The sequence below is a fragment of the Paraburkholderia sp. BR10936 genome (genome assembly GCF_040965735.1).
In the GTDB taxonomy this organism is placed as follows: Bacteria; Pseudomonadota; Gammaproteobacteria; order Burkholderiales; family Burkholderiaceae; genus Paraburkholderia; species Paraburkholderia nodosa_A.
The window spans coordinates 87,788-108,248 of record NZ_JBFRCM010000012.1 but is presented as its reverse complement, the minus strand read 5'-3'; the positions used below and the strand labels follow the sequence as shown (position 1 = coordinate 108,248).

The window sequence follows — 20,461 nt, the reverse complement described above, 5'->3', positions numbered from 1 at the left end:
ATGAGTAAGCGCCTTCGCTCAGACCGCCACGGCTTGCGCAGCGCTCGCCTGGCCGCCGGCTGCCGCCGTCATGATCAGTTCCTGAGTGGCCGTGGCCGCCTCGAAGATGCCGTTCTGGCGCCCCTGATGCATGACGAGAATGCGGTCGCTCATGGCCAGCACTTCGGGCAACTCGGACGACACCATCACGATGGCGACGCCCTGCGCCGCGAGCTGATTGATGATCGTGTAGATCTCGGCTTTGCCGCCCACGTCCACGCCGCGCGTGGGCTCGTCGAGCAGCAGCACCTTCGGCGGCTGCGCCAGCCACTTCGCGAACACGACCTTCTGCTGGTTGCCGCCCGAAAGCGCCTTGACGTCCAGTTCGGCGTCGCGCGTACGCACGCGCAACTGCTCGATGAGGCCGTCGACGGCGCTGTGCTCCGCGCGCTCGTTGACGAAGCCGAGGGTCGCGTACTGGTCCAGATGCACGAGCGTCGCGTTTTCGCGCACCGACATGCCGAGCACGAGCCCCTGACGCTTGCGGTCTTCCGTAACGAAGCCAATGCCCGCCGCAATCGCGCTGGACGCGTCGCGCACCTCGAGCAGCTTGCCGTCGAGCGTGACCGTGCCCGCGCTCTTGCGGTTCGCGCCGAACAGCGTGCGCAGGATCTCGCTGCGCCCGGCGCCCATGAGTCCGGCGATACCGAGCACCTCGCCCGCGCGCACGTCGAACGTAATGCCTTCGATATGGCCTTCATCCGCCAGACCGGCCACGCGCATGCGCACGTCGCCCGGTGCATGGCTGCGTTTCGGAAAACGCTCGCCGATCTCGCGCCCCACCATCAGGCGCACGATCTCGTCGAAACCGGTGTCGCGAATCGCGCGTTCGCCGACGAAATGGCCGTCACGGAGCACGCTGATCTTGTCGCACACGCGGAATATCTCTTCCATGCGGTGCGAAACGTAGACGATCGCCACTCCGCTCGCCTTGAGCGACTGCATGATCTCGAAGAGCGTTTCGATTTCGCGGTTCGTGAGCGCGGCGGTCGGCTCGTCCATCACGAGGACTTGCGCGTTCAGCGACAGCGCCTTGGCGATTTCCACGAGTTGCTGCTGACCGATGGAGAGCAGCCCTGCTTCGGTCTGCGGATCGATACGCTGCGCGCCGACCTTGTCGAGCCACTTGCGCGCCTCTTTACGCATCGTCGCGACATCGACCATGCCGAAGCGGCTCGGCTCGCGGCCAAGGAACAGATTCTCCATCACCGTCAACTGCGCGATGAGGTTCAATTCCTGGTGAATGATGGCAATGCCCGCGCGTTCGGCCTCGACGGTGCTGCGGATCTGCACCGCGCGCCCATCGACGAGGATCTCGCCTGCATCGGCTTGATACACGCCGCTCAGGATCTTCATGAGTGTCGATTTGCCGGCGCCGTTCTCGCCCATCAGCGCGTGGATCTCACCCGCCTCGATGTGGAATTCGACGCCTTCGAGCACCCGAACCGGACCGAACGCCTTGCCGATCCCCTGCATCATCACTTGCATCCTGGACCTCTCAGAAGATCACGCCCGAATGCAAAATCACATTCGCGTAGGGGCTGCACTCGCCGGTGCGGATCACCGCCTTCGCCTCGCGGCAGCGGCGCTTGAATTCTTCGTGCGGCACGGTTTCCACGGCGATGTGCGTGGCGGCCATCTCGCGGCTGCGCGCCACCACGGCCGCGTTATGCGTCTGCGCCTCGCTCGCGAACACCGCGCGCTCGGCCTTGAAGTCGGCGAGCACGCTGTCGAGCACGGCGAAGAAGTCGGGCACGCCCACCGCGAGCGAAACGTCGATGCATTCCACACCGTCGGGAATGGGCAGGCCGCAGTCGGCGATCACGAGGCTATCGGTGTGGCCCATGCGCGCGAGCACGCGTGCGATGTCGCGATTCAGATGTCCGTGTTTTTTCACTGCGAATCTCGGGCTTGCGTGTTCAGAAAGGCTTCGAGCTCGGCGAGCGTGGGCATGCCGCCCTGCGCACCGGCGCGCGTCACCGAGAGCGCGCCTGCCGCGTTCGCGCGCCGCACGGCCTCGCCAATGCCGAGATGCCAGAACGCCGCGAGTGCGCCGTTGAAGGTGTCGCCGGCGCCGGTCGTATCGACGGCTTCGACGGTGAATCCCGGCTGATGCACGAGCGCGCCATTGGCATCGGCGTAGTACGCGCCGTCTTTGCCGTGGGTCATGGCGATGCGCATGGGCGAGCGCGCGATGACCTCGGCCCACGCGCCTTCCGGCGTTTGCAGCGCGGTGGCGAGTTCATGCTCGTTGGGCGTGAGCAGCGTAGTCAGTTCGAGCAGTTCGCCGCTCAGTTCGACTGCGGGCGCGGGATTGAGAAAGAACGGCTTGCCGTGTTCGCGAGCGCGCCGCGCGGCGTGCAGCACCGTTGCGTAGGGCACTTCGAGTTGGGCGAGCACGACGTCGGCCTGCGCGATCGCGGTGCTTGCACGGTCGATGTCTTCGGGCGAAAGCTCGTGGTTCGCGCCGGGCACGACGATGATCGCGTTATCGCCGCCCGAGAGTGTGATCGACGCGATGCCGGTCGCCTCGCGCCCCGTGCTCACATGCGCGATATCGACGCCTTCGCGCGCCAGCGTCGCTTTCATCTCGCCGCCGAACGCATCGGCGCCGACGCAGCCGATCATCGTCACCTCGGCGCCAAGGCGCGCCGCCGCGACCGCCTGGTTCGCGCCCTTGCCGCCCGGATGGGTCGAAAAATGCGTGCCGAACAGCGTCTCGCCGAGCCGGGGAAACGTGTCGGTCGTGACGACCATGTCCATGTTGATGCTGCCCACCACCACTACGCGCGCCATTGCACTCCCTTTCGACGGCTTGCCGCGCCTGCGGTTTTTTGCCGTGCTAAAACGTAATCAGCTTGGGAGCGCAGTTATACCAGAGTGCTCACGCGTGTGAAATAGACCCAGGGTATAACCGGATGCGCAGGACAATATGTCCCCGATTACTGGTGGGCCGGCCGTAGTGGGGCACCGGCTCTATACGAATCCGGCGCGGTGGTGGCCCGCGACGCGATTCTTGCGCATCACACCTCGATACCTAGCGCGACGATCCGCCGGTACAGCGTCGCGCGCGCCATGCCGATCTGCGCGGCGGCTTTCGTCACCTGGCCGCCGGCCGCGCGTAACGCTTCGGTCAGGAAGCGGCGTTCGTAATCGCGCATTGCTTCGTCGTACTGCTGATACTGCGGCACGCCAGTGTCGTCCTGCGTATCGTGCTGAGTGCCCGTCTCTTCGTCGCGGCGCTGCCCGCGCCCATCGCCGATGAAGCGCGCGAGCGAGCGCGCATCGATGCGCTCGCTGTCCGATAGCAACACCGCGCGCTCGAGCGTATTGCGCAGCTCACGCACGTTGCCTGGCCAGCCATACGCACACAGCACCGCGAGCGCGTCCTTGTCGAGTTCGAGATGCCCCGCGCCGCTCTCCACCGCGAGCTTGTCGAGAATCGAATACGCCATCGCCTCGATGTCCGCCAGGCGCTCGCGCAGCGGCGGCACACGAATCATTAGTACGTTGAGCCGGTAGTAGAGGTCCGCACGAAACCGGCCCTGCGCCACGAGTGCGGGCAGATCCGCCGAGGTCGCCGCGATGATGCGCACGTCGGTGCGCACGATGCGATTCGAGCCGAGCGGCTCGAACTCCTGCTCCTGCAAGACCCGCAGCAATTTGCCCTGCAGCGCGAGCGGCATGTCGCCGATCTCGTCGAGAAAGAGTGTGCCGCCCTGAGCCAGCTCGAACTTGCCGATGCGCCCCTTGCGCTCCGCGCCGGTGTACGCGCCCGCCTCCGCGCCGAAGAATTCCAGTTCCAGCAGCGTGTCGGGAATCGCCGCGACGTTCACCGTCACGAGCGGACTGTCCGCGCGTCCGGACGCGCCGTGGATGGCGTGCGCGAGCAACTCCTTCCCCGTGCCGGTTTCGCCAAGCAACAGCACCGGCGAGGCGAGACGCGCGGCCCGGCGCGCCTGGCGCTTCACTTCGAGGCTTGCGGCGCTCGTGCCGATCAAGCTCGAAAAGCTGTACTTCGCGCGACGCACCTGCGCGAGCGACTGACGCGTGCTGATCAGTTCGGCTCGCAGCCGTGCGTACTGGCTAAAGAGCGGCGACAGTCCCTTGAGTTCGTTGAACAGCACGAAGCCGACAGCACCGATCGTCTCGCCGTTGTCGTCCTTGATCGGCAAACGCGTGACGACGATCGGATCGCGATCGGTCTCGAGAATGTCGAGCAGAATGGGCTCGCCCCCCTTCACGACGTCGCGCATCATGCTGTTCGGAATGACGGCTTCGCAATCGAGACCGATCACGGCTGTGGGGTCGTCAAAGCCGAAGCGCGCCGCGTAGTCCCGGTTGATCCACACCACGCGCGCGTTGCGATCGACGATCACGGTGCCTTCGCTGAACTTGTCGAGTGATCGAAAGAGCGATTGCATCGCCAGCTTGCGCACGTGGTCGTAGTCGGCCAGCAGCGCGGTCGTTTCGATTTCCATTCGGTGCTTTTCCTGGATCGCGGCCCTGACGTAGCCCGTCACGACCAGTGGATTCTCATTTGCGGGACGCATTATCCCAGAAATGAGATTGCGCCACGTCCCCTGAAATTTCCCGGCTTGGCGCGCGGGGATGGCAAGCGGCGCCGCGCTTTCTTCGCCTAACTCGTCTCAGTTTTGCGACTCGCAGCCGCCGCAAGCATCCCGGCGCACCCCTGCGCCCCGCGCAGCGGGTTCGCCCGCCGCTTCGCGCAAGGCTCTCCGTCCGCTGGCACACATCGTGCTCTATTGCGCGGTCGCGCCGGCTTCGGCGCGCGCGAACAACAAACAGACCTGCACGAATAAACCAACTGGAGACAAGATGTCCTTTGTGATTGTGATCGCCGCTTTGGCGTTCCTGATGTTCGTGGCCTACCGCGGCTACAGCGTCATTCTCTTTGCGCCCATCGCCGCACTGGGCGCCGTGCTGCTGATCGATCCCTCCGCCGTCGCCCCCGTGTTTTCCGGCATCTTCATGGAAAAGATGGTCGGCTTCGTCAAGCTCTACTTCCCCGTCTTCCTGCTCGGCGCCGTGTTCGGTAAGGTCATCGAACTATCCGGCTTCTCCGAGGCGATCGTGGCCGCCGCGATCCGCTACATTGGCCGCTCGCGCGCCAATGCCGTGATCGTCGCGGTCTGCGCGCTGCTCACGTATGGCGGCGTCTCGCTCTTCGTCGTGGTGTTCGCGGTGTATCCGTTCGCCGCCGAACTCTATCGCCAGAGCAACATTCCGAAGCGCCTCATGCCCGGTGCGATCGCGCTCGGCGCGTTCACGTTCACGATGGATTCGCTGCCCGGTACGCCGCAGATCCAGAACATCATTCCCACGACGTTCTTCAAGACCACCGCGTGGGCCGCGCCCTGGCTCGGCGTGATCGGCTCGATCTTCATCATCGTGGTCGGTCTCACGTACCTCGAATGGCGCCGCCGCAGCGCCATGGCGAAGGGCGAAGGCTATGGCACGTCGCTCGTGAACGAACCGGAGCGCGTCGAGACCGGCAATCTGCCGCATCCGGCGCTGGCCATCGCGCCGCTCGTGCTCGTTGGCGTCGCCAACTTCCTGCTGACGAAGTGGATTCCGCAGTGGTACGGCGAAAGCTTCACCGTCGCGCCCGACGTGCTGCCCGGCATGCACGCGCCCGTGACGGTGGCCGTGAAGAGCGTCGTCGCCATCTGGGCCGTGCAGGGCGCACTGCTGCTCGGCATTCTGCTCGTCATCGTGACGGCGTTCGGCCGCGTGAAGGAACGCTTCGCGACCGGCACGAAGGCCGCAGTGAGCGGCGCGCTGCTCGCCACGCTCAATACGGCATCCGAGTACGGCTTCGGCGGCGTGATCTCGGCGCTGCCCGGCTTCCTCGTGGTCGGCAATGCGCTCAAGGCCATTCCGAATCCGCTCGTGAATGCGGCCGTGTCGGTTTCGGCGCTCGCGGGTATCACGGGTTCCGCATCGGGCGGCATGAGCATCGCGCTCGCCGCCATGTCGGACACCTTCATCAAGACCGCGCAGGCCATGCACATCCCGATGGAAGTGCTGCACCGCGTGGTGGCAATGGCGAGCGGCGGCATGGATACGCTGCCGCACAACGGCGCGGTCATCACGCTGCTCGCGGTTACGGGCCTCACGCACCGCGAGTCGTATCGCGACATTTTCGCGGTGACGATCATCAAAACGCTCGCGGTCTTCTTCGTCATCGCCGTGTTCTACCTGACCGGCATCGTCTAACCGGCAACTACACCAGGCCCACCCATGCATCTCCCCAACACGCTCTCCCTCGCCGGAAAGACCGCCGTCGTCACCGGTTCGACCAGCGGCATCGGTCTCGGCATTGCGACGGCGCTGGCTCGCGCTGGCGCCAATATCGTCCTGAACGGTTTCGGCGATCCGGCGGCCGCGCTCGCGCAAATCGAAGCGACCGGCGTGCGCGCCGTGCATCACAACGCGGACATGAGCCGTCCTGCCGAGATCGAAGCCCTCGTGACTTTCGCGGCAAGCACGTTCGGCGGGCTCGATATTCTCGTCAACAACGCGGGCATTCAGTACGTCGAAACGATCGAGAACTTCCCGGTGGATCGCTGGGACCAGATCATCGCGATCAATCTGAGCGCGACGTTTCACGCGACGCGCGCAGCGCTTCCCATCATGCGCGCAACGGGTTGGGGACGCGTGATCAATATCGCGTCGGTACATGGGCTCGTGGGCTCGGTCGGCAAGTCGGCCTATGTCGCGGCCAAGCATGGCGTGATCGGGCTCACCAAGGTCGCCGCACTGGAAACCGCGCGCAGCGGCGTGACCGTCAACGCGATCTGTCCGGGCTGGGTGCTCACGCCGCTCGTACAGAAGCAGATCGATGACCTGGCTCACCGCGAGGCCATCTCCGTCGAAGACGCCACGCTGAAACTGCTCGGCGAAAAGCAACCGTCGGCAAGCTTTGCGACGGTCGAGCAAATCGGTGGCGTAGCGGCCTTCCTGTGCTCGGAAGCGGCGAACGAGATGCGCGGCGCCGAACTCAAGGTGGATGGCGGCTGGCTCGCGCAGTAAAAACGGCAGCGGCGCGCGAACGACGTACGACGCGTCAATCGCGCGCCATGCGCCGCAGTTTCATGGCGTGCGTATTCCGTACGTCTTCGTACAGAACACCTGAGCGCGCCGATTTATATGCTGGCTGATTATTTCGTATCGTTCCGCAGTGAGTCGATACGATGCTGCCGTATCGATTCATTTGCGATTGCTTCGCTCCTGCCCGGCCGCCGCGCCTTCCGCGATCAATGACCAAACCACCTGTTCGAACTGCTCGGGTTCGATCGGTCTGGAGTACAAATAGCCCTGCGCGAAATCACAGCCCATCGACTTGAGAAAATCCCGTTGCTCGACGGTTTCCACGCCTTCGGCGATGACCTGGATTCCCAGCTTGTGTGCGAGCACCACCATCGCCTCGCATAGCACCTGATTGTTTTCGTCCACGCTGAGGTTCTGGACAAACGACCGATCGATTTTCAGGTAATCAATGTCGAAGCGTTTGAGATAGGCCAGCGAGGAATAGCCCGTGCCGAAGTCGTCGATCGAGATGCCTATGCCCGCCAGACGGAAATCGAGCAACCGCTCGTCGATATTCGATTCGGCCTGCAGCAGCAGCCCCTCGGTGATTTCCACCACCACGCTTTGCCCCGGCATGCCCTCGCGATCGAGATAGTCATGCCACCGCACGCCGACCGTGCTGTCCTGGCGGACCTGCACCGGCGACATGTTCACGCTGATCTGGAACGACGGATCGTATTGCTCACGCCAGATGCGCGCTTGTTGCACGGCTTGCCTGAACACCCAGTCGCCGATGGGAATGATCAGGCCGGTATCTTCGGCCAGCGGAATGAATTCCAGCGGACTGATCATGCCGCGCTCCGGATGCAGCCAGCGTAACAGGGCTTCCGCCTTGCAGACCCGGCCCGTTGCCAGGTCGACGACCGGCTGATAAACCAGCCGAAGCTGATTGCGAGGCAACGCTGAACGCAGGTCGCTGGTCAGGCGCAAGCGCGTTTCCGCCTCCAGCTGCATGTCGGGCGTGAAATAGCTGAAGCGGTTGCGTCCGGCATTCTTGGCCGCGTACATGGCCTGGTCTGCGTTCTTGAACAAGGCGTCGAGTTCAACCGTGTCGTCGGGGAAAACGGTGACGCCAATGCTCGCCGAGATGTAGACCTCGTCCGCGCCGAGTTTGAACGGTTCAGTCAGTTTGCGATTGATATTGCGCACGGTCTGCTCGACCGCGTCCATGTCTTCGAGATCGGGCAAGATCACCGTGAACTCGTCGCCGCCCAGTCGCGCGACGGTATCCAGATTGCGCACGCACGCGCTGATGCGGCGACCAGCCTCGATCAACAGCACGTCGCCGCGGTCGTGCCCCAGCGAGTCGTTGACCTCCTTGAAGCGGTCGAGGTCGATCAACATCAGGGCCACGCGCCTTTGCGAACGGCGCGCGAGCGCGGCCTCCTCGGTAAGACGATCGTGAAAGAGCTGCCGGTTAGGCAGACCCGTCAGCGCATCGAAATTGGCCTGCTTCCAGATGGTCGCCTCGAACGCCATCCGGTCGGAGAGGTCGCGACCGACTGCCAGCACCGAAGTGACATGGCCGGAACGATCGATCTCAGGCGTGATGCGAATGTGAGTGCATTGCTCCTGCCCGTCCTTTCCTGCCCACCGCAGTTCGAACTGGGCGCTTTTTCCCGTCGCGATGACTTCGCCGATCTTCCTTTCGTAGACCAGCGCATTGGCGCCGCCGGGAAGCTCCGAAGGCCGCTTGCCGAGCACGCTGGCGAGATCGCATCCCGCCGACGTGCAAAAGGCCGGATTGGCGAAGATGCGGCGCAGCTCGCGGTCATATCGCGTGATCGTATCGGGCGAATTCTCGATCAGCGTGCGCGACTCCCGTTCGCGGGCGACGAGTTCCGCCGTCCGGTCGACGACAGTCTGTTCGAGCGACGCATTGATTTCGTTGATCTTGTGAATCTTCTGCCTGATCGCCGTGCGCATCCGCTCGAAGCGCTGCGCCAGCCGGGCCAGTTCGTCCGGTCCGCCAGGCGGGCCTTCCCCGTCCTTGCCATCGTCCTCGACGGCGCCGGCATCCTCGCCAGTGTCGTGCATGCGGCGCACCAGATCCTGGAGCGGCGCCGAAATGCTGTACGAAATAAAGTAGGCAAGGAAAATGGAAAGCAGAAACCCGGAAATGCCGACCACCACGATCTGGTTGCGTACGGCCTGCGCCTCCGCGGTGAGATTCCGTTCGGCGATCGTGCTGACCACGAACCAGCTCGTGCCGGGAATGCGCGCGTAGGCGGCAAGATAATGCCCGCCGCGCTTTGCCGCGAAATTGACGAACCGGCTCGACTCGCCCGATACGCGGTGGCGCGCGATATCTTCGATCAGGCCGGGCTCGGGCGCGGCGCCCGGGTTGGGCGACGAGGCGTGATTCGGAACCACGATGATCTTGTTGTCGCTCGCATCGAATACGTAAATCTCTGTTCCGCTGCCCGTGGCGACGTCGTTGAAAATCGTCGAGAAGTATTCGGGGCGAACGACCAGAACCAGACTGCCGATCTTCGCGTTGTCGCTCTTGTTGTAGATGGCGCGCACCATTCCCAGGTTCTGCTGGCCCACGCCATCGTCGTAGCTGCCCCAGTAGGTGCGTTCATGCGATTCTTCCGCAATGCCGACGAGCGCCGTCACACCCGAAGTCAACTGCGCAAATGCCTGCGTATCCAGAATCCGGTCTTTCTGGTCGAGCAAATATTTCTGGTTGATGAAATCGACCGACCCATAATGCTCGAGCAGCAAACGCGTCATGTCCTCGCGCGCCTCGCTCTGCTCCATCGCACTGCCGCTCGCCGCTCTCGCCAGTGCGCCCTGGACCCGGTCCGAAAGCACGAGAAGATTGCTTTCCGTTTCGATCTCGTGCATGCGCAGCTCGACATTTCTCGAAACCTGCCTCACCACCTCTTTCGAAAATATCTCCGCATTTTCCTTGATCGCCGCGATCGACTTCACATAGGAAATGCAGCCCGAAATGATAATGGGCAACAGCGCCAACAGAATGAAAGCGGCGATCAGTCGATAGCGAATCTCGACGCGTCGAAGCAAATCCTGGCAGAGGTAGTCGAAAGCGCGTCGCAGCAGTGCGGAGATTGCATTCATTTGTAGTGCATCTTCGCTTCAGTCTTGACCGAGTTATCCAGGCGCTGCGCAGCCTGCCTGGGTGTAATTTTCCTGAGCAGCACATCCTGCATCAATTCATGCACCAGCTCAATCGTATTGGAAGGAAGCGACGAATAATAGGGGCTTGCCGTGACGGGATAACGGCTGAGCGCGTTCGTGTAGTCGACGATCTCCACGTCGCTCACCACGGTCCCCATGCCTTTCTGGAACGGCGAAATGTTGTGGCGTTTCCGCTGAAGAATCGGAAACCCCTTGCCGGCGATGAATTCCAGAAAACGCATGGCCGCGGCCTTGTTGGGCGTTTCGCAAACGGCAAAGCCCGTTTCGCTGCCGAGCACCGGCACGACGCGTTCGCCGCGCGCGTTCCAGGGCGGCACGAACACGCCCACCGAGAAATCGTTTCCATGCAGCATGAGTCCGGCTGACCAGCTGCCCTGGAACGCCATCGCCACCTTGCCTTCCTTGAAAAGGCGAATGCCCTCGTCGTACCCCGTCGTCATGAACGACGGCTGCGCGTAACCGCGCTCCGGGATCAATGCGATTTTGGCGAAGATATCGGCCGCCTCCGGCGTATCGAGGTTCAGCGTGCCGTCCGCCATTTTCTCTTTCCAGTTGGGCTCGCGCGCGACCACATCATTGGCAAAGCCTGAAGCGAATGGCCCGTTGCCGAGCATGTTCGGAAAGCCGCCGCTCCACATCACCGGAATCATGCCCGCCTGCTTGAGCCTCGCGCACACCGCCAGGAACTCATCGAAATTCGTCGGCAGCGTGTCGATGCCGGCCTTGGCGAACATGGCGCGGTTGTAATAGATCATCGTCGTCGCCACGCCGCCCGATATGCCGAACCCCTTGCCTTCGCGACTGGTCCAGTCAGCCTTGAGCGGATCGAGCATGTTCTTCCATGCGGCGCTCTGGCGGACATCGGTCAGGACGCCCTGGTCGGCCAGCTCGGCGGCATAGGCGTTCGGATTGATGCTGACGAGGTCGGGCAGCGTGCCCGCCGCCACGCGCGGCTTGATGTTCTCCTCGATCGAGTTGCCGACCATGAACTGCACGTTCACGTGCAGATCGGGATTGAGCTTGTCGAACCCGGCGGCGATCTGGAGCATCTCCTCCGGCCAGTCCGGCGCCCAGATCAGCGCGGTGATGGTGGTCCGTGCCGGCGCGGCCTTGCTGCTCTGGGCGCCGTTCTGCTGATCGCAACCCAGGAGCAAAAGCATGCCGATCAGACCGGACCACAGCCAGGCAAACTTGATTCCGTGCACGTAACGCTCGCTTTCAGTTCGGGAATGGCGGACCCCGCGGAACGCAGGGGAACCACATTGCATATCGGCCGAAACCGGGCGTCACTTGAGGGGGTTACGCGTGAGCGTGGCACGCGACAATTGGCGAGCCTTGCGGACGAACGATCATGCCCGTTCGCAAACGTTAGCGCGGCGCGATGCGCTAACGTGGTGCAATAGCAGCGGGTCTCTTTGCGCAGACCCGGAGCGCGGCGCGGCGAGGTCGATGGCTCGCCGCCTTGCGTCGCTTTCGAATCAATCGTTGCGATCGTTTCAATCGAGCGACGGGCTGCATTCGCATTCGAGCGCCGCGACCCGCGCCGGCCGCTCCATTGCCGCAAGCCGATGCAGCGTCACGAGTCCGAACACGGCGAGCGCGCAGCCGAGCACCAGATCGGCACGTATGCCCGCGCGGTCCACGATCGTGCCGCCCACTGACGAGCCAAGCGCAATCGCCACCTGGATCACGCTCACGAACATCGCCGAGCCCGCTTCGGCAAGATCGGCCGTGCCGCGCTGAATCCACACGGAGAAGCACAGCGGAATCGCGCCGAACGCCACGCCCCACATCAGCATCGCCGCGATCTCGCCAATTCGCACGTGGTCGAGCAGAATCATCGCTGCGAGCGCGCACAACAGCAGCGCCGTCATCGTCGCCACGGCGAGCTTCAGGCGCGTGGCAACGACCGCCGAAGTCAGCGCGTTCGAGAAAAAGCCGATCACGCCGAACGCGAGCAGCAGCAGCGTGATGGCGCTCATCGAGAAGTCCTGCTGGAGCAGCGGCGCGATGAACGTGTACGTCGAGAAATGCGCGCCGAACACGAGCGCCACCATCAGCATGCTCAGACGCACATGCGGGCGACGCAGCAGCGTGGCGAAATCGGCAAGACGCAATGCGGCGGCGGAAGGAAGCGTTGGCACCAGCAGCGCCTGCGCAACGAGCGCGAGCGCGACGAGGCCGCCCGTCACGAAGAACGACATGCGCCACGACGCGAAACCCGCGATAAAGGTGCCGAGCGGCACGCCGATCACCGTCGCGAAGGTCACGCCGGTCAGGATGATGGCCGTTGCGCGCGGGGCGTCGCTCGTATGCACGAGGCGGCCCGCCGCTGCAGTCGCGAGCGTCCAGAATCCGCCGAGCGCCGCGCCGAGCATCGCGCGGCCAACCAGCATGAACGCGAAATTCGTCGCAAGCGCGGAGACGATATTCGACGCGAGCAGCATGGCCGTGAGCAGGAGAAAGACTTGCCGCCGGTCCATGCGGCCTGCAAACATCATCAGGCCCGGCGCGAAGATCGCCGCCATCACGCCCGGCGTGGTCACCATGAGTCCGGCAGTACCCGGCGTCACGCCGAGGTCGCGGGCGATCTCGGTGAGCAAACCGACCGGCAAAAATTCGGACGTCACGAACGCAAATGCGCTGATCGCCACGGCCAAGACTGACAGCCACTGGCGCAGTGTCGTCTCTTCGAGCGGCGCGGGCGCGAGATTGGGAGAACGGTCGTTCATGTTTCGATGACTGTTTTGTGTGTGGCGAATAATAAAAGCCATTGTTCGGCAATTTCGCACCAAAAAATGGGGAAAATCGCCGCTTAAATGGTCAATCGGGAATGACGTTTAAATTAACATCAAATAAAGCATCGCGTGCGGCCCTGCGATTAGCGGGGTCGACAAAAGGGTTATGAATGGAATGTGACGCGGCCTGCCTCGCGCGGGCCGGCGGGGCGGTGATTATGTCATTTCAGAGCCGGAAAAATAAACGATATTTTTCTGGGGACAATATAGGCATCGAATAGATGCTTTGCTGGTCACTGGACAGGAGACTAAGGGCGCCGGGAAAGCGCCCCGTGAGGAATTGCCGGAAAACCGGCCCATCAGGTCAAGCGAGGCGCTCGCAGGCGCCTGGGTTCAAAACCGCGTCTGCACGCCAACGCGGGCGATGAACTGATTGGGACCGCTCGACGTACCGTTGGGGTCGAGCACGCCGCTGATCAGCGCCTGAGCCCCGGCGTTCGTGCGCTGATACACGGTCTCCACATACACGACCGTCCGCTTGGACAGGAAGTGATCGACGATGGCCGTGATCTGGTGCGCGTGATTGTTGTCGAGATACGCGTTGCCCTTCATGTACATGTAGTCGGCGGCAATCGCCCAGTCTGGCGCGAGCAGCCAGTTCGCGCCGGCCTCGGCCTGGGCAATGGCGCCGCCGTTGAAGGTGTTGCGCACGGTCGTCACCAGCAGCGTCGCCATGACCTTGCCGAAGTCGTAGTGCGCGCCCACGCCCCAGTTGCGAATGCCGACATCGGGTTCGCCGGTCTCCACATATTTGGCTTCGGTGTACGCGGCCGCCATGCCGAACGCGCCGTTGGTGTAATTCGCGCCGGCACTGACCGTATTGCCGCGTCCGAATGCACCCGGAATGCCACCAAAGCCGTACAGGCCGCCGAAGCTGAATCCGGCAAACTTCGGCGATTGATACTTGACCGAGTTCTCGACCGTGGCGCCGGCCATGCGGTCCCAGTCGAACTGCTGCGCGAAGGGTGGGTTGCCCGGAATCGCGATCTTCGCAAACGGGCCCGCGCGGAAGTTGTAGAGGCCCCCGACTTCCATCGCCGCGTCGTCGTGGCCGAAAAACAGCGAATCGGTCATGAAGTCGTATTGATTGCCCATCGTGAGCCTGCCGTACTGGTCGCTGTCGAGGCCAACGTAGGCGTTGCGCCCGAAGATCCCTTGACCCGAGATGATCGAACCCGTCCCCATCGAAAATTGATCGACGAGATCGAACACCGCGTGCAAGCCGCCGCCCAGATCTTCGCGCCCGCGTATCCCAAGCAGGTTCGGCGTGAAAATGCCGTCGTCGAACTTCACCACCGAGTGGCCGCCCTGGTTGCTGACCCACGACACGCCCGCGTCCACCATGCCGTACAGCAACACGCTGTCGCCTGCCGGGCCGCCTTCCGCATGTGCCTGGGCGCAAGCCATCACCGATACCGCCGTGCACCACAGTGCGAGGCTCTTCATTGACGTCTCCTTTACCTTGATCTCTTTGTCGGCATCCTTTTATTACGGATACCTTATTAATTGAAATAATCGTCGAACTTCGGGAAACCGTAACGGCGCCGGGGCGCCGTCACCGCGACATCAGTCGGATTGCAGTGCGACCGGAGCCGACCGGCGTGCCAGCGCGCGCGGTGCGGTTTCGATCAGGAACATCGAAACGAAGATGCCGCAAATGAGCCCGCCGAGCGCGAACTGCAGCGTGAACTGAATGCCGTCGTGCTGCGCGACATAACCGGCAATCGCCGGCGCGATGCCGCCGCCAAAAATCTCGCCGGCACCCGAAGTAATGCCGATGGCCGAGGCGACTAGCCCCGCGGGCGCAGCTTCAGTCGCGATCGGCCCGGTGAGGACGCCCAGCATGCCAAGCGCGAAGAACGAAACGACAAACAGGACGGCAAAGAGCATCCACGGATTCGCGCCGATGCGGGCGAACACATACAGCGAAATCGCCGCGCCCGCGAACGACGCGACCGAGGTCAGCCGCCGCCCCGCAACGTCGGAGAGACTGGCAAGGCCGAACTCGCCGAGAAAGCCGCCGAAGCCGATCGCCGACACGACAAAGCCCATCTGCGCGGTGTCGAGATGCAGATAGTCCACGAGATAGTTGGGCACCATCGCGCCGATCACGAAGATGCCCGCCATCGCGCAAAGCGTGGCCAGCATGGCTAGCACGACGTTGCGGCTGGCGAAGAGCGCGCTCCAGCGCGGGCCGCCCGTTGCGTGCGCAACCGCCGCGTGCACCGGCTTGATTTGCGGCGCGTCACGCAACATCGTCGCGATCAGCACGGCCACGATGAGGCCCGGCACCGCGGAAACCGCGAACACCCAGTGCCACGACGGCACGACGCGCAGCAACTGCGTCGCGATGATCGGCGCGAGGCCCAGGCCCATCAGCGCGAACATGCTGAGCTGCAGCCCCTGGTTGCGCCCGCGGCGCGACGGATGCGAGGCCTCGCCTACCGTCGCCACGCTCGTGGGCGTGAACGCGCCCTCCGCGACGCCCATCAGCGCGCGAATGAGCAGCAGGCTTGCGAAGCCGGTCGCGAAACCCGAGAAGCTGGAGAGCAGCGAGAACATCACCATCGCCGCGATCATGATCTTGCGCCGGCCGATGCGGTCGGACAGGCGGCCCATGAGGATCGAGAACACGCCCCACGCAATGCTGAGAATGCCGATCAACTGGCCGAGCTGCTGGTAGCTCAGGTTGAGGTCTTTCATCATGTGGGGAAAGAGCGGCGCGATCATCCAGCGATCGAGCCCGACCAGACCGAAGCCGATGGCGAGCAGGACCAGCGTCCTGCGTTCGTTTTTCAGATCGTGTGGTTCGTGCGGATGGTGTGATTGGGCCTGCCTCGTCACGTTTGTCTCCTTGGTTGTCATGCGTGTTCGTATTGCGAACTACGCTTCGTTTATCGAACTTCGAGCGAGATCGTAGGAAACCTCACCTAATGATGTCAATCAAAAAAGACCCTCGTTGTACACAATTTCTCTTTACTTTCCGCTTACTTTTCCACGTTTACCCTGTATTTCGCGACAGTTGTATTGAATAGATCGATTCGCTGTATACAATCTGTACACATCGTGGTGCAGTCTCTGGCCGCTTCTCCATTCGCTTTTCACCACTTCCTTACGCATGAACGGCATCGACGACACCCCCGCCAGCACGCGCGCCGGCTCCGCCGCTTCGCAAACCGTCAAGGCCCAGCTCGGGCTGCGAGAACTGATACTCGGCGGCGAACTCGCGCCGGGCGAGCGCATTTCCGAACTGGCCGTGGTCGAGCGCCTTGGCGTCTCGCGCACGCCGGTGCGCGCGGCGCTCATGCGCCTGCAGGAAGAAGGGCTGCTCGAACCGATTCCGAGCGGCGGCTATGCCGTACGCTCGTTTTCGGAAAATGAAATACGCGACTCGATCGAACTGCGCGGCACGCTCGAAGGGCTGGCTGCGCGCCTTGCCGCCGAGCGCGGCATCACCCATTCGATGTTCCGCGACCTGCACGACTGCATCGACGAGATCGACGAACTGCTCGTGGGCGAGCTGAGCGAAGAAACCTTCTCCCGCTATGTCGAAGCGAATGGCCGCTTTCACCGGCTGCTGGCCGCGGCTTCCGACAGCGAAGTGGTGGCGCGGCAGATCGAGAAAGTCGCCACCTTGCCGTTTGCATCCGCCAGCGCGTTCGTCGTCGTGCAGTCGCTCGACCCGCGTGCGCGCGAAACGCTGATCGTCGCGCAAGCCCAGCATCGCGCCGTGCTCGAAGCGATCGAAAGCCGTGAAGGCGCGCGCGCCGAAGCGCTGATGCGCGAGCATTCGCATATCGCCCATCAAAACCTCAAGCGCGTGCTCGACAACCAGCGCGCCATGACGAGGCTGATTGGCGGCAATCTCATTCGCCGCAATCCGCGCTAGTGGCGCGCGGTATACACGCTCGCTAAACGGCTTGATTCGAACGGCGGCATGCGTGCCGCCCCTCACCCTGAACGAAGGCGCAGCCAGGCGCCCTGGAGGAGACATATGTTCCTGAAAAACGCATGGTATGTCGCATGCACCCCCGATGAAATCGACGGTAAGCCGCTGGGGCGTCAAATCTGCGGCGAGCGCATGGTGTTCTGGCGCACGGCCGAAGGCGGCGTCGCCGCGCTCGAAGACTTCTGCCCGCATCGCGGCGCGCCGCTCTCGCTCGGCAGCGTACGCGAAGGGCATCTGGTGTGCGGCTATCACGGCCTCACCGTGGGCGCCAGCGGCAAATGCGTGAGCATGCCGTGCCAGCGTGTGGGCGGCATTCCGTCCGTGCGCAGCTATCCCGCGGTCGAGCGCTACGGTTTCATTTGGGTATGGCCCGGCGATGCGGCGCAAGCCGACCCGGCGAAGATCCATCACCTCGACTGGGCCGACAATCCCGCGTGGGCGTATGGCGGCGGCCTTTATCACATCCAGTGCGACTATCGCCTGATGGTCGACAACCTCATGGACCTCACGCACGAGACCTACGTGCACGCCTCGAGCATCGGCCAGCCCGAGATCGAGGAAGCACCGCCCAAGACCACGGTCAACGGCGACGTGGTCACCACCAGCCGCTACATGCAGAACATCATGCCGCCGCCGTTCTGGGCCGCAGCGCTGCGCGGCAACGGCCTCGCCGACAACGTGCCCTGCGACCGCTGGCAAATTTGCCACTTCTCGCCGCCCAGCCACGTGATGATCGAAGTGGGCGTGGCGCACGCAGGCAAAGGCGGATATGACGCCGATACGCGCGACAAGGCATCGAGCATCGTCGTCGACTTCATTACGCCGGAAACCGAAACGTCGATCTGGTACTTCTGGGGCATGGCGCGCAGCTTCGCCGTGCACGATCACGCGCTCACCGAAACGATCCGCACGGGCCAGGGCAAGATCTTCTCGGAGGATCTCGAGATGCTCGAATCGCAGCAGCGCAATCTGCTCACGTGGCCCGAACGCCGCATTCTGAGCCTCAACATCGACGCCGGCGGCGTGCAGTCGCGCCGCGTGCTCGACCGGCTGATCGCCGCAGAACGCAACACAACGGCCACTGCCGCAACGGACTGATTCGACCAAAGCCACGGTCGCGCGGGCACGCGCGGCCGCTCTCCTTCCCTTGCCCCAACGCATCATGAAAGTCACTCTTCTGCGCAAGATTCCCGTCGCCACCGATATCTGCGAGTTCGAACTGGCGAGCGCCGATGGCGCACCGCTTCCGGCATTCGCGGCGGGCGCGCACATCGACGTCCATGTGGATGGATTCGTGCGCCAGTACTCGCTGTGCAACCGCCCCTCCGATCACGGCGCCTACCACATCGGCGTGTTGCGCGACCCGGCTTCGCGCGGCGGCTCCGTTGCGATGCACGCGCTCGACGCCGGTACGAACCTGGAAATCAGCATCCCGAAGAATCATTTCCCGCTGGACGAACAAGCCACGCATACCATCCTGCTCGCGGGCGGCATCGGCATCACGCCGCTCATCGCCATGGCCGAGCAGTTGCGTGAGGAAGGCCGCCCGTTCGAACTGCACTACTGCACGCGCGAGCCACAGCGCGCCGCCTTTCGCGAGCGTCTTGCCGAAGCGGGTTTTGCCGAGCACACGCACTTCTATTTCGACAGCGAAGGCGCCGATGCACGCATCGACCTCGCGCGCGTGCTTGGCGCTCCGCACGACGGTAAGCACGCCTACGTATGTGGCCCTGCGGGCTTCATCGACGCCGTGCTCGCAGCCGCAACCAGCGCGGGGTGGCCCGCGCAGAACGTGCACCGCGAGTACTTCGGCGCCGCCCAACCAGGCGCGAGCGCGAACGCCGACACGAACGGCGCCTTCCAGGTCACCCTTGCGAGCTGCCAGCGCGTGATCGACATCCCGGCCGGCACGTCCATCGTCGAAGCGCTGCGCGCGGGCGGCGTCGAGGTGCCGGTCTCATGCGAGCAAGGCGTATGCGGCACCTGCATCACGCGGGTGCTGTCCGGCGAGCCGGACCATCGCGATCTCTACCTGACCGACGAGGAGCGCGCCGCCAACGACCAGCTGCTGCCGTGCTGCTCGCGCTCGCGCTCGCCCATGCTCGTGCTCGACCTCTGATACGGCGCGGCGGGGCCCATCAGGACTCGCGCGCTCGCCTCACCGCGAGCAGCGCGGCGAGCGCCGCCACCACCGTAACCGGGACGCTTGCGCCTATCACCGTCGTGGCGCTCGCGCCGCCCGCCAGCAACTGCCCTGCCGCGAGCGGACCGACGATCGACCCTACGCGGCCCACCGCGACTGCCGCGCCCACGCCGGTGCCGCGCATGACGGTCGCGTAGCTCGCCGCGGAAAGCGCGTAGAGCATCGACTGCGCGCCCACCACGCCCATGCCCGCGAGCAGCACCGACACCGAGATCCAGAACAGGTTGCCCGCGCCCGCGAGCATGAAAAGCGAAATCGCGATGCCGGCATAGACAGCCGCGACGACTCGCCCGGGCCTGACGCGGTCCATCAGCATGCCGATGCCGAGCACGCCGATCACGCTGCCCACGTTGAAGAAGATCTGCGTGACGCCGGCCTGGCTGCGCGAGAGGCCCCGGCTCACGATCAGCGAGGGCAGCCAGTTGAGCAGGAAGTACAGCACGATCAGCGTGCAGAAAAAGCTGATCCAGATCTGTGCGGTCACCGCGGCGCGGCCGTCGCCGAACAGCACGCGCCACGTGGGCGGCGGGCCGCTCTGCGTGGACTGCGCGCGGCTCGAGGCCGCTTCATAGGCCGCGGATTCGGGCAGGCAGGCGAGGATCAGCGGCGCGACCACGAGCGGTCCGACGCCGCCCGCATAGAAGATATGCCGCCATTCGGTGTCGCCCGCACTGAGCACGCCGATCAGCGCCGCGAGCGCGCCGCCGAGCGGCATGCCGCAATACATGATGCTGACCGCCGTATTGCGCAGCCGCGGCGCCACGGCTTCGGCCGAGAGCGCGATCAGGTTCGGCATGGCGCCGCCAAGGCCGACGCCGGTCAAGACGCGCGCCACCAGCAGCGTGGCAAAGCTCCACACATGGGCGGTGAAGATCGAGAACACGCCGAACGCGACCATCGAGAGCAGCAGCACGCGCTTGCGCCCGATGCGGTCGGCGAGGCGTCCGCCGATCATCGCCCCGGGCAGGAGCCCGAGCATGCCCGCACTGAACGCGAGCCCCATCTGGCTCACCGAAAGACCGAACTCGCGCGCCATGCGCGGCGCGGCCACGCCCGTCGACTGAAGATCGACGCCCTCCAGCACCGCCACGATCAGACACAAACCCAACACCCATGCGGTGCCCGCCGCCGTGCGCGCGCTCACCTGCGTAGTCGATGACGACACGTTGCCTCCTCGTTTTGTAATGGAATGTC

15 protein-coding genes are annotated in these 20,461 nt (G+C 64.0%); 5 read left to right on the top strand and 10 right to left on the bottom strand.

The features are described 5' to 3' along the window. Positions 1-18: 18 nt before the first annotated feature. The 4 genes from AB4Y36_RS24075 to AB4Y36_RS24060 all read right to left on the bottom strand — a co-directional run bounded on the left by AB4Y36_RS24075 (position 19) and on the right by AB4Y36_RS24060 (position 4,520). Positions 19-1,527 (bottom strand): sugar ABC transporter ATP-binding protein, encoded by a 1,509-nt coding sequence (locus AB4Y36_RS24075; RefSeq protein WP_368684301.1) that lies wholly within the window; start codon positions 1,525-1,527, stop codon positions 19-21. A 10-nt stretch (positions 1,528-1,537) separates the two neighbouring features. Continuing rightward, positions 1,538-1,936 (bottom strand): D-ribose pyranase, encoded by a 399-nt coding sequence (rbsD, locus tag AB4Y36_RS24070; RefSeq protein WP_368603205.1) that lies wholly within the window; start codon positions 1,934-1,936, stop codon positions 1,538-1,540. Further along, the gene (gene rbsK, locus AB4Y36_RS24065) at positions 1,933-2,835 is read right to left on the bottom strand and encodes a ribokinase (protein ID WP_368684300.1); all 903 of its coding nucleotides are present in this window, start codon (positions 2,833-2,835) and stop codon (positions 1,933-1,935) included. Before rbsK ends, rbsD begins: the two co-directional genes overlap by 4 nt. A gap of 227 nt (positions 2,836-3,062) precedes the next feature. Further along, entirely contained in the window at positions 3,063-4,520 is a 1,458-nt protein-coding gene (locus tag AB4Y36_RS24060; RefSeq protein WP_368684299.1) for a sigma-54 interaction domain-containing protein, read from the bottom strand. A 358-nt stretch (positions 4,521-4,878) separates the two neighbouring features. Between AB4Y36_RS24060 and AB4Y36_RS24055 the strand changes: the two genes are divergently transcribed. Together AB4Y36_RS24055 and AB4Y36_RS24050 are read left to right on the top strand one after the other, a co-directional pair. Continuing rightward, positions 4,879-6,279, top strand: coding sequence for a GntP family permease (locus tag AB4Y36_RS24055; RefSeq protein ID WP_342948202.1), 1,401 nt, complete (start codon positions 4,879-4,881; stop codon positions 6,277-6,279). 24 nt (positions 6,280-6,303) lie between these two features. Beyond that, positions 6,304-7,095 (top strand): 3-hydroxybutyrate dehydrogenase, encoded by a 792-nt coding sequence (locus tag AB4Y36_RS24050; protein WP_368684298.1) that lies wholly within the window; start codon positions 6,304-6,306, stop codon positions 7,093-7,095. 177 nt (positions 7,096-7,272) lie between these two features. Here the strand turns inward: AB4Y36_RS24050 and AB4Y36_RS24045 are convergent, their stop codons facing one another. The 5 genes from AB4Y36_RS24045 to AB4Y36_RS24025 all read right to left on the bottom strand — a co-directional run bounded on the left by AB4Y36_RS24045 (position 7,273) and on the right by AB4Y36_RS24025 (position 15,959). Next, entirely contained in the window at positions 7,273-10,236 is a 2,964-nt protein-coding gene (locus AB4Y36_RS24045; RefSeq protein WP_368684297.1) for an EAL domain-containing protein, read from the bottom strand. Beyond that, a complete protein-coding gene (locus AB4Y36_RS24040) occupies positions 10,233-11,477 on the bottom strand; it encodes an ABC transporter substrate-binding protein (RefSeq protein ID WP_368603263.1) in 1,245 nt (414 codons plus the stop codon). Before AB4Y36_RS24040 ends, AB4Y36_RS24045 begins: the two co-directional genes overlap by 4 nt. A 336-nt stretch (positions 11,478-11,813) precedes the next feature. Beyond that, positions 11,814-13,049 carry an MFS transporter gene (locus AB4Y36_RS24035; RefSeq protein WP_342948203.1) on the bottom strand — a complete coding sequence of 412 codons (1,236 nt, stop codon included), beginning with the start codon at positions 13,047-13,049 and terminating at the stop codon, positions 11,814-11,816. Between the two features lie 399 nt (positions 13,050-13,448). Continuing rightward, positions 13,449-14,561: a porin gene (locus AB4Y36_RS24030; RefSeq protein WP_069262186.1), complete on the bottom strand. Its 1,113-nt coding sequence runs from the start codon at positions 14,559-14,561 to the stop codon at positions 13,449-13,451. 120 nt (positions 14,562-14,681) lie between these two features. Continuing rightward, positions 14,682-15,959 carry an MFS transporter gene (locus AB4Y36_RS24025; protein ID WP_368684296.1) on the bottom strand — a complete coding sequence of 426 codons (1,278 nt, stop codon included), beginning with the start codon at positions 15,957-15,959 and terminating at the stop codon, positions 14,682-14,684. 274 nt (positions 15,960-16,233) lie between these two features. Here AB4Y36_RS24025 and AB4Y36_RS24020 point away from each other — a divergent pair, with 274 nt between their 5' ends. From AB4Y36_RS24020 to AB4Y36_RS24010, 3 genes are all read left to right on the top strand, one after another. Continuing rightward, positions 16,234-17,004 carry a GntR family transcriptional regulator gene (locus tag AB4Y36_RS24020; RefSeq protein WP_254355476.1) on the top strand — a complete coding sequence of 257 codons (771 nt, stop codon included), beginning with the start codon at positions 16,234-16,236 and terminating at the stop codon, positions 17,002-17,004. Between the two features lie 105 nt (positions 17,005-17,109). Continuing rightward, entirely contained in the window at positions 17,110-18,162 is a 1,053-nt protein-coding gene (locus tag AB4Y36_RS24015; protein WP_368684295.1) for a Rieske 2Fe-2S domain-containing protein, read from the top strand. Between the two features lie 64 nt (positions 18,163-18,226). Next, positions 18,227-19,183, top strand: coding sequence for a 2Fe-2S iron-sulfur cluster-binding protein (locus tag AB4Y36_RS24010; RefSeq protein ID WP_368684294.1), 957 nt, complete (start codon positions 18,227-18,229; stop codon positions 19,181-19,183). 19 nt (positions 19,184-19,202) lie between these two features. On the opposite strand, the gene mhpT is transcribed toward AB4Y36_RS24010, so the two are convergent. Beyond that, positions 19,203-20,432 carry a 3-(3-hydroxy-phenyl)propionate transporter MhpT gene (gene mhpT / locus AB4Y36_RS24005; protein WP_368684293.1) on the bottom strand — a complete coding sequence of 410 codons (1,230 nt, stop codon included), beginning with the start codon at positions 20,430-20,432 and terminating at the stop codon, positions 19,203-19,205. Positions 20,433-20,461: the final 29 nt, after the last annotated feature.

What these genes read in the sequence shown, in the direction of transcription:
- AB4Y36_RS24030 (WP_069262186.1), bottom strand. Translation starts at nt 14,561, where the DNA reads ATGAAGAGCCTCGCACTGTGGTGCACGGCGGTATCGGTGATGGCTTGC.
- rbsK (WP_368684300.1), bottom strand. Translation starts at nt 2,835, where the DNA reads ATGGCGCGCGTAGTGGTGGTGGGCAGCATCAACATGGACATGGTCGTC.
- AB4Y36_RS24010 (WP_368684294.1), top strand. Translation starts at nt 18,227, where the DNA reads ATGAAAGTCACTCTTCTGCGCAAGATTCCCGTCGCCACCGATATCTGC.
- AB4Y36_RS24035 (WP_342948203.1), bottom strand. Translation starts at nt 13,049, where the DNA reads ATGAACGACCGTTCTCCCAATCTCGCGCCCGCGCCGCTCGAAGAGACG.
- AB4Y36_RS24055 (WP_342948202.1), top strand. Translation starts at nt 4,879, where the DNA reads ATGTCCTTTGTGATTGTGATCGCCGCTTTGGCGTTCCTGATGTTCGTG.
- AB4Y36_RS24060 (WP_368684299.1), bottom strand. Translation starts at nt 4,520, where the DNA reads ATGGAAATCGAAACGACCGCGCTGCTGGCCGACTACGACCACGTGCGC.
- AB4Y36_RS24020 (WP_254355476.1), top strand. Translation starts at nt 16,234, where the DNA reads ATGAACGGCATCGACGACACCCCCGCCAGCACGCGCGCCGGCTCCGCC.
- AB4Y36_RS24075 (WP_368684301.1), bottom strand. Translation starts at nt 1,527, where the DNA reads ATGCAAGTGATGATGCAGGGGATCGGCAAGGCGTTCGGTCCGGTTCGG.
- AB4Y36_RS24050 (WP_368684298.1), top strand. Translation starts at nt 6,304, where the DNA reads ATGCATCTCCCCAACACGCTCTCCCTCGCCGGAAAGACCGCCGTCGTC.
- AB4Y36_RS24045 (WP_368684297.1), bottom strand. Translation starts at nt 10,236, where the DNA reads ATGAATGCAATCTCCGCACTGCTGCGACGCGCTTTCGACTACCTCTGC.
- AB4Y36_RS24040 (WP_368603263.1), bottom strand. Translation starts at nt 11,477, where the DNA reads ATGCTTTTGCTCCTGGGTTGCGATCAGCAGAACGGCGCCCAGAGCAGC.
- AB4Y36_RS24015 (WP_368684295.1), top strand. Translation starts at nt 17,110, where the DNA reads ATGTTCCTGAAAAACGCATGGTATGTCGCATGCACCCCCGATGAAATC.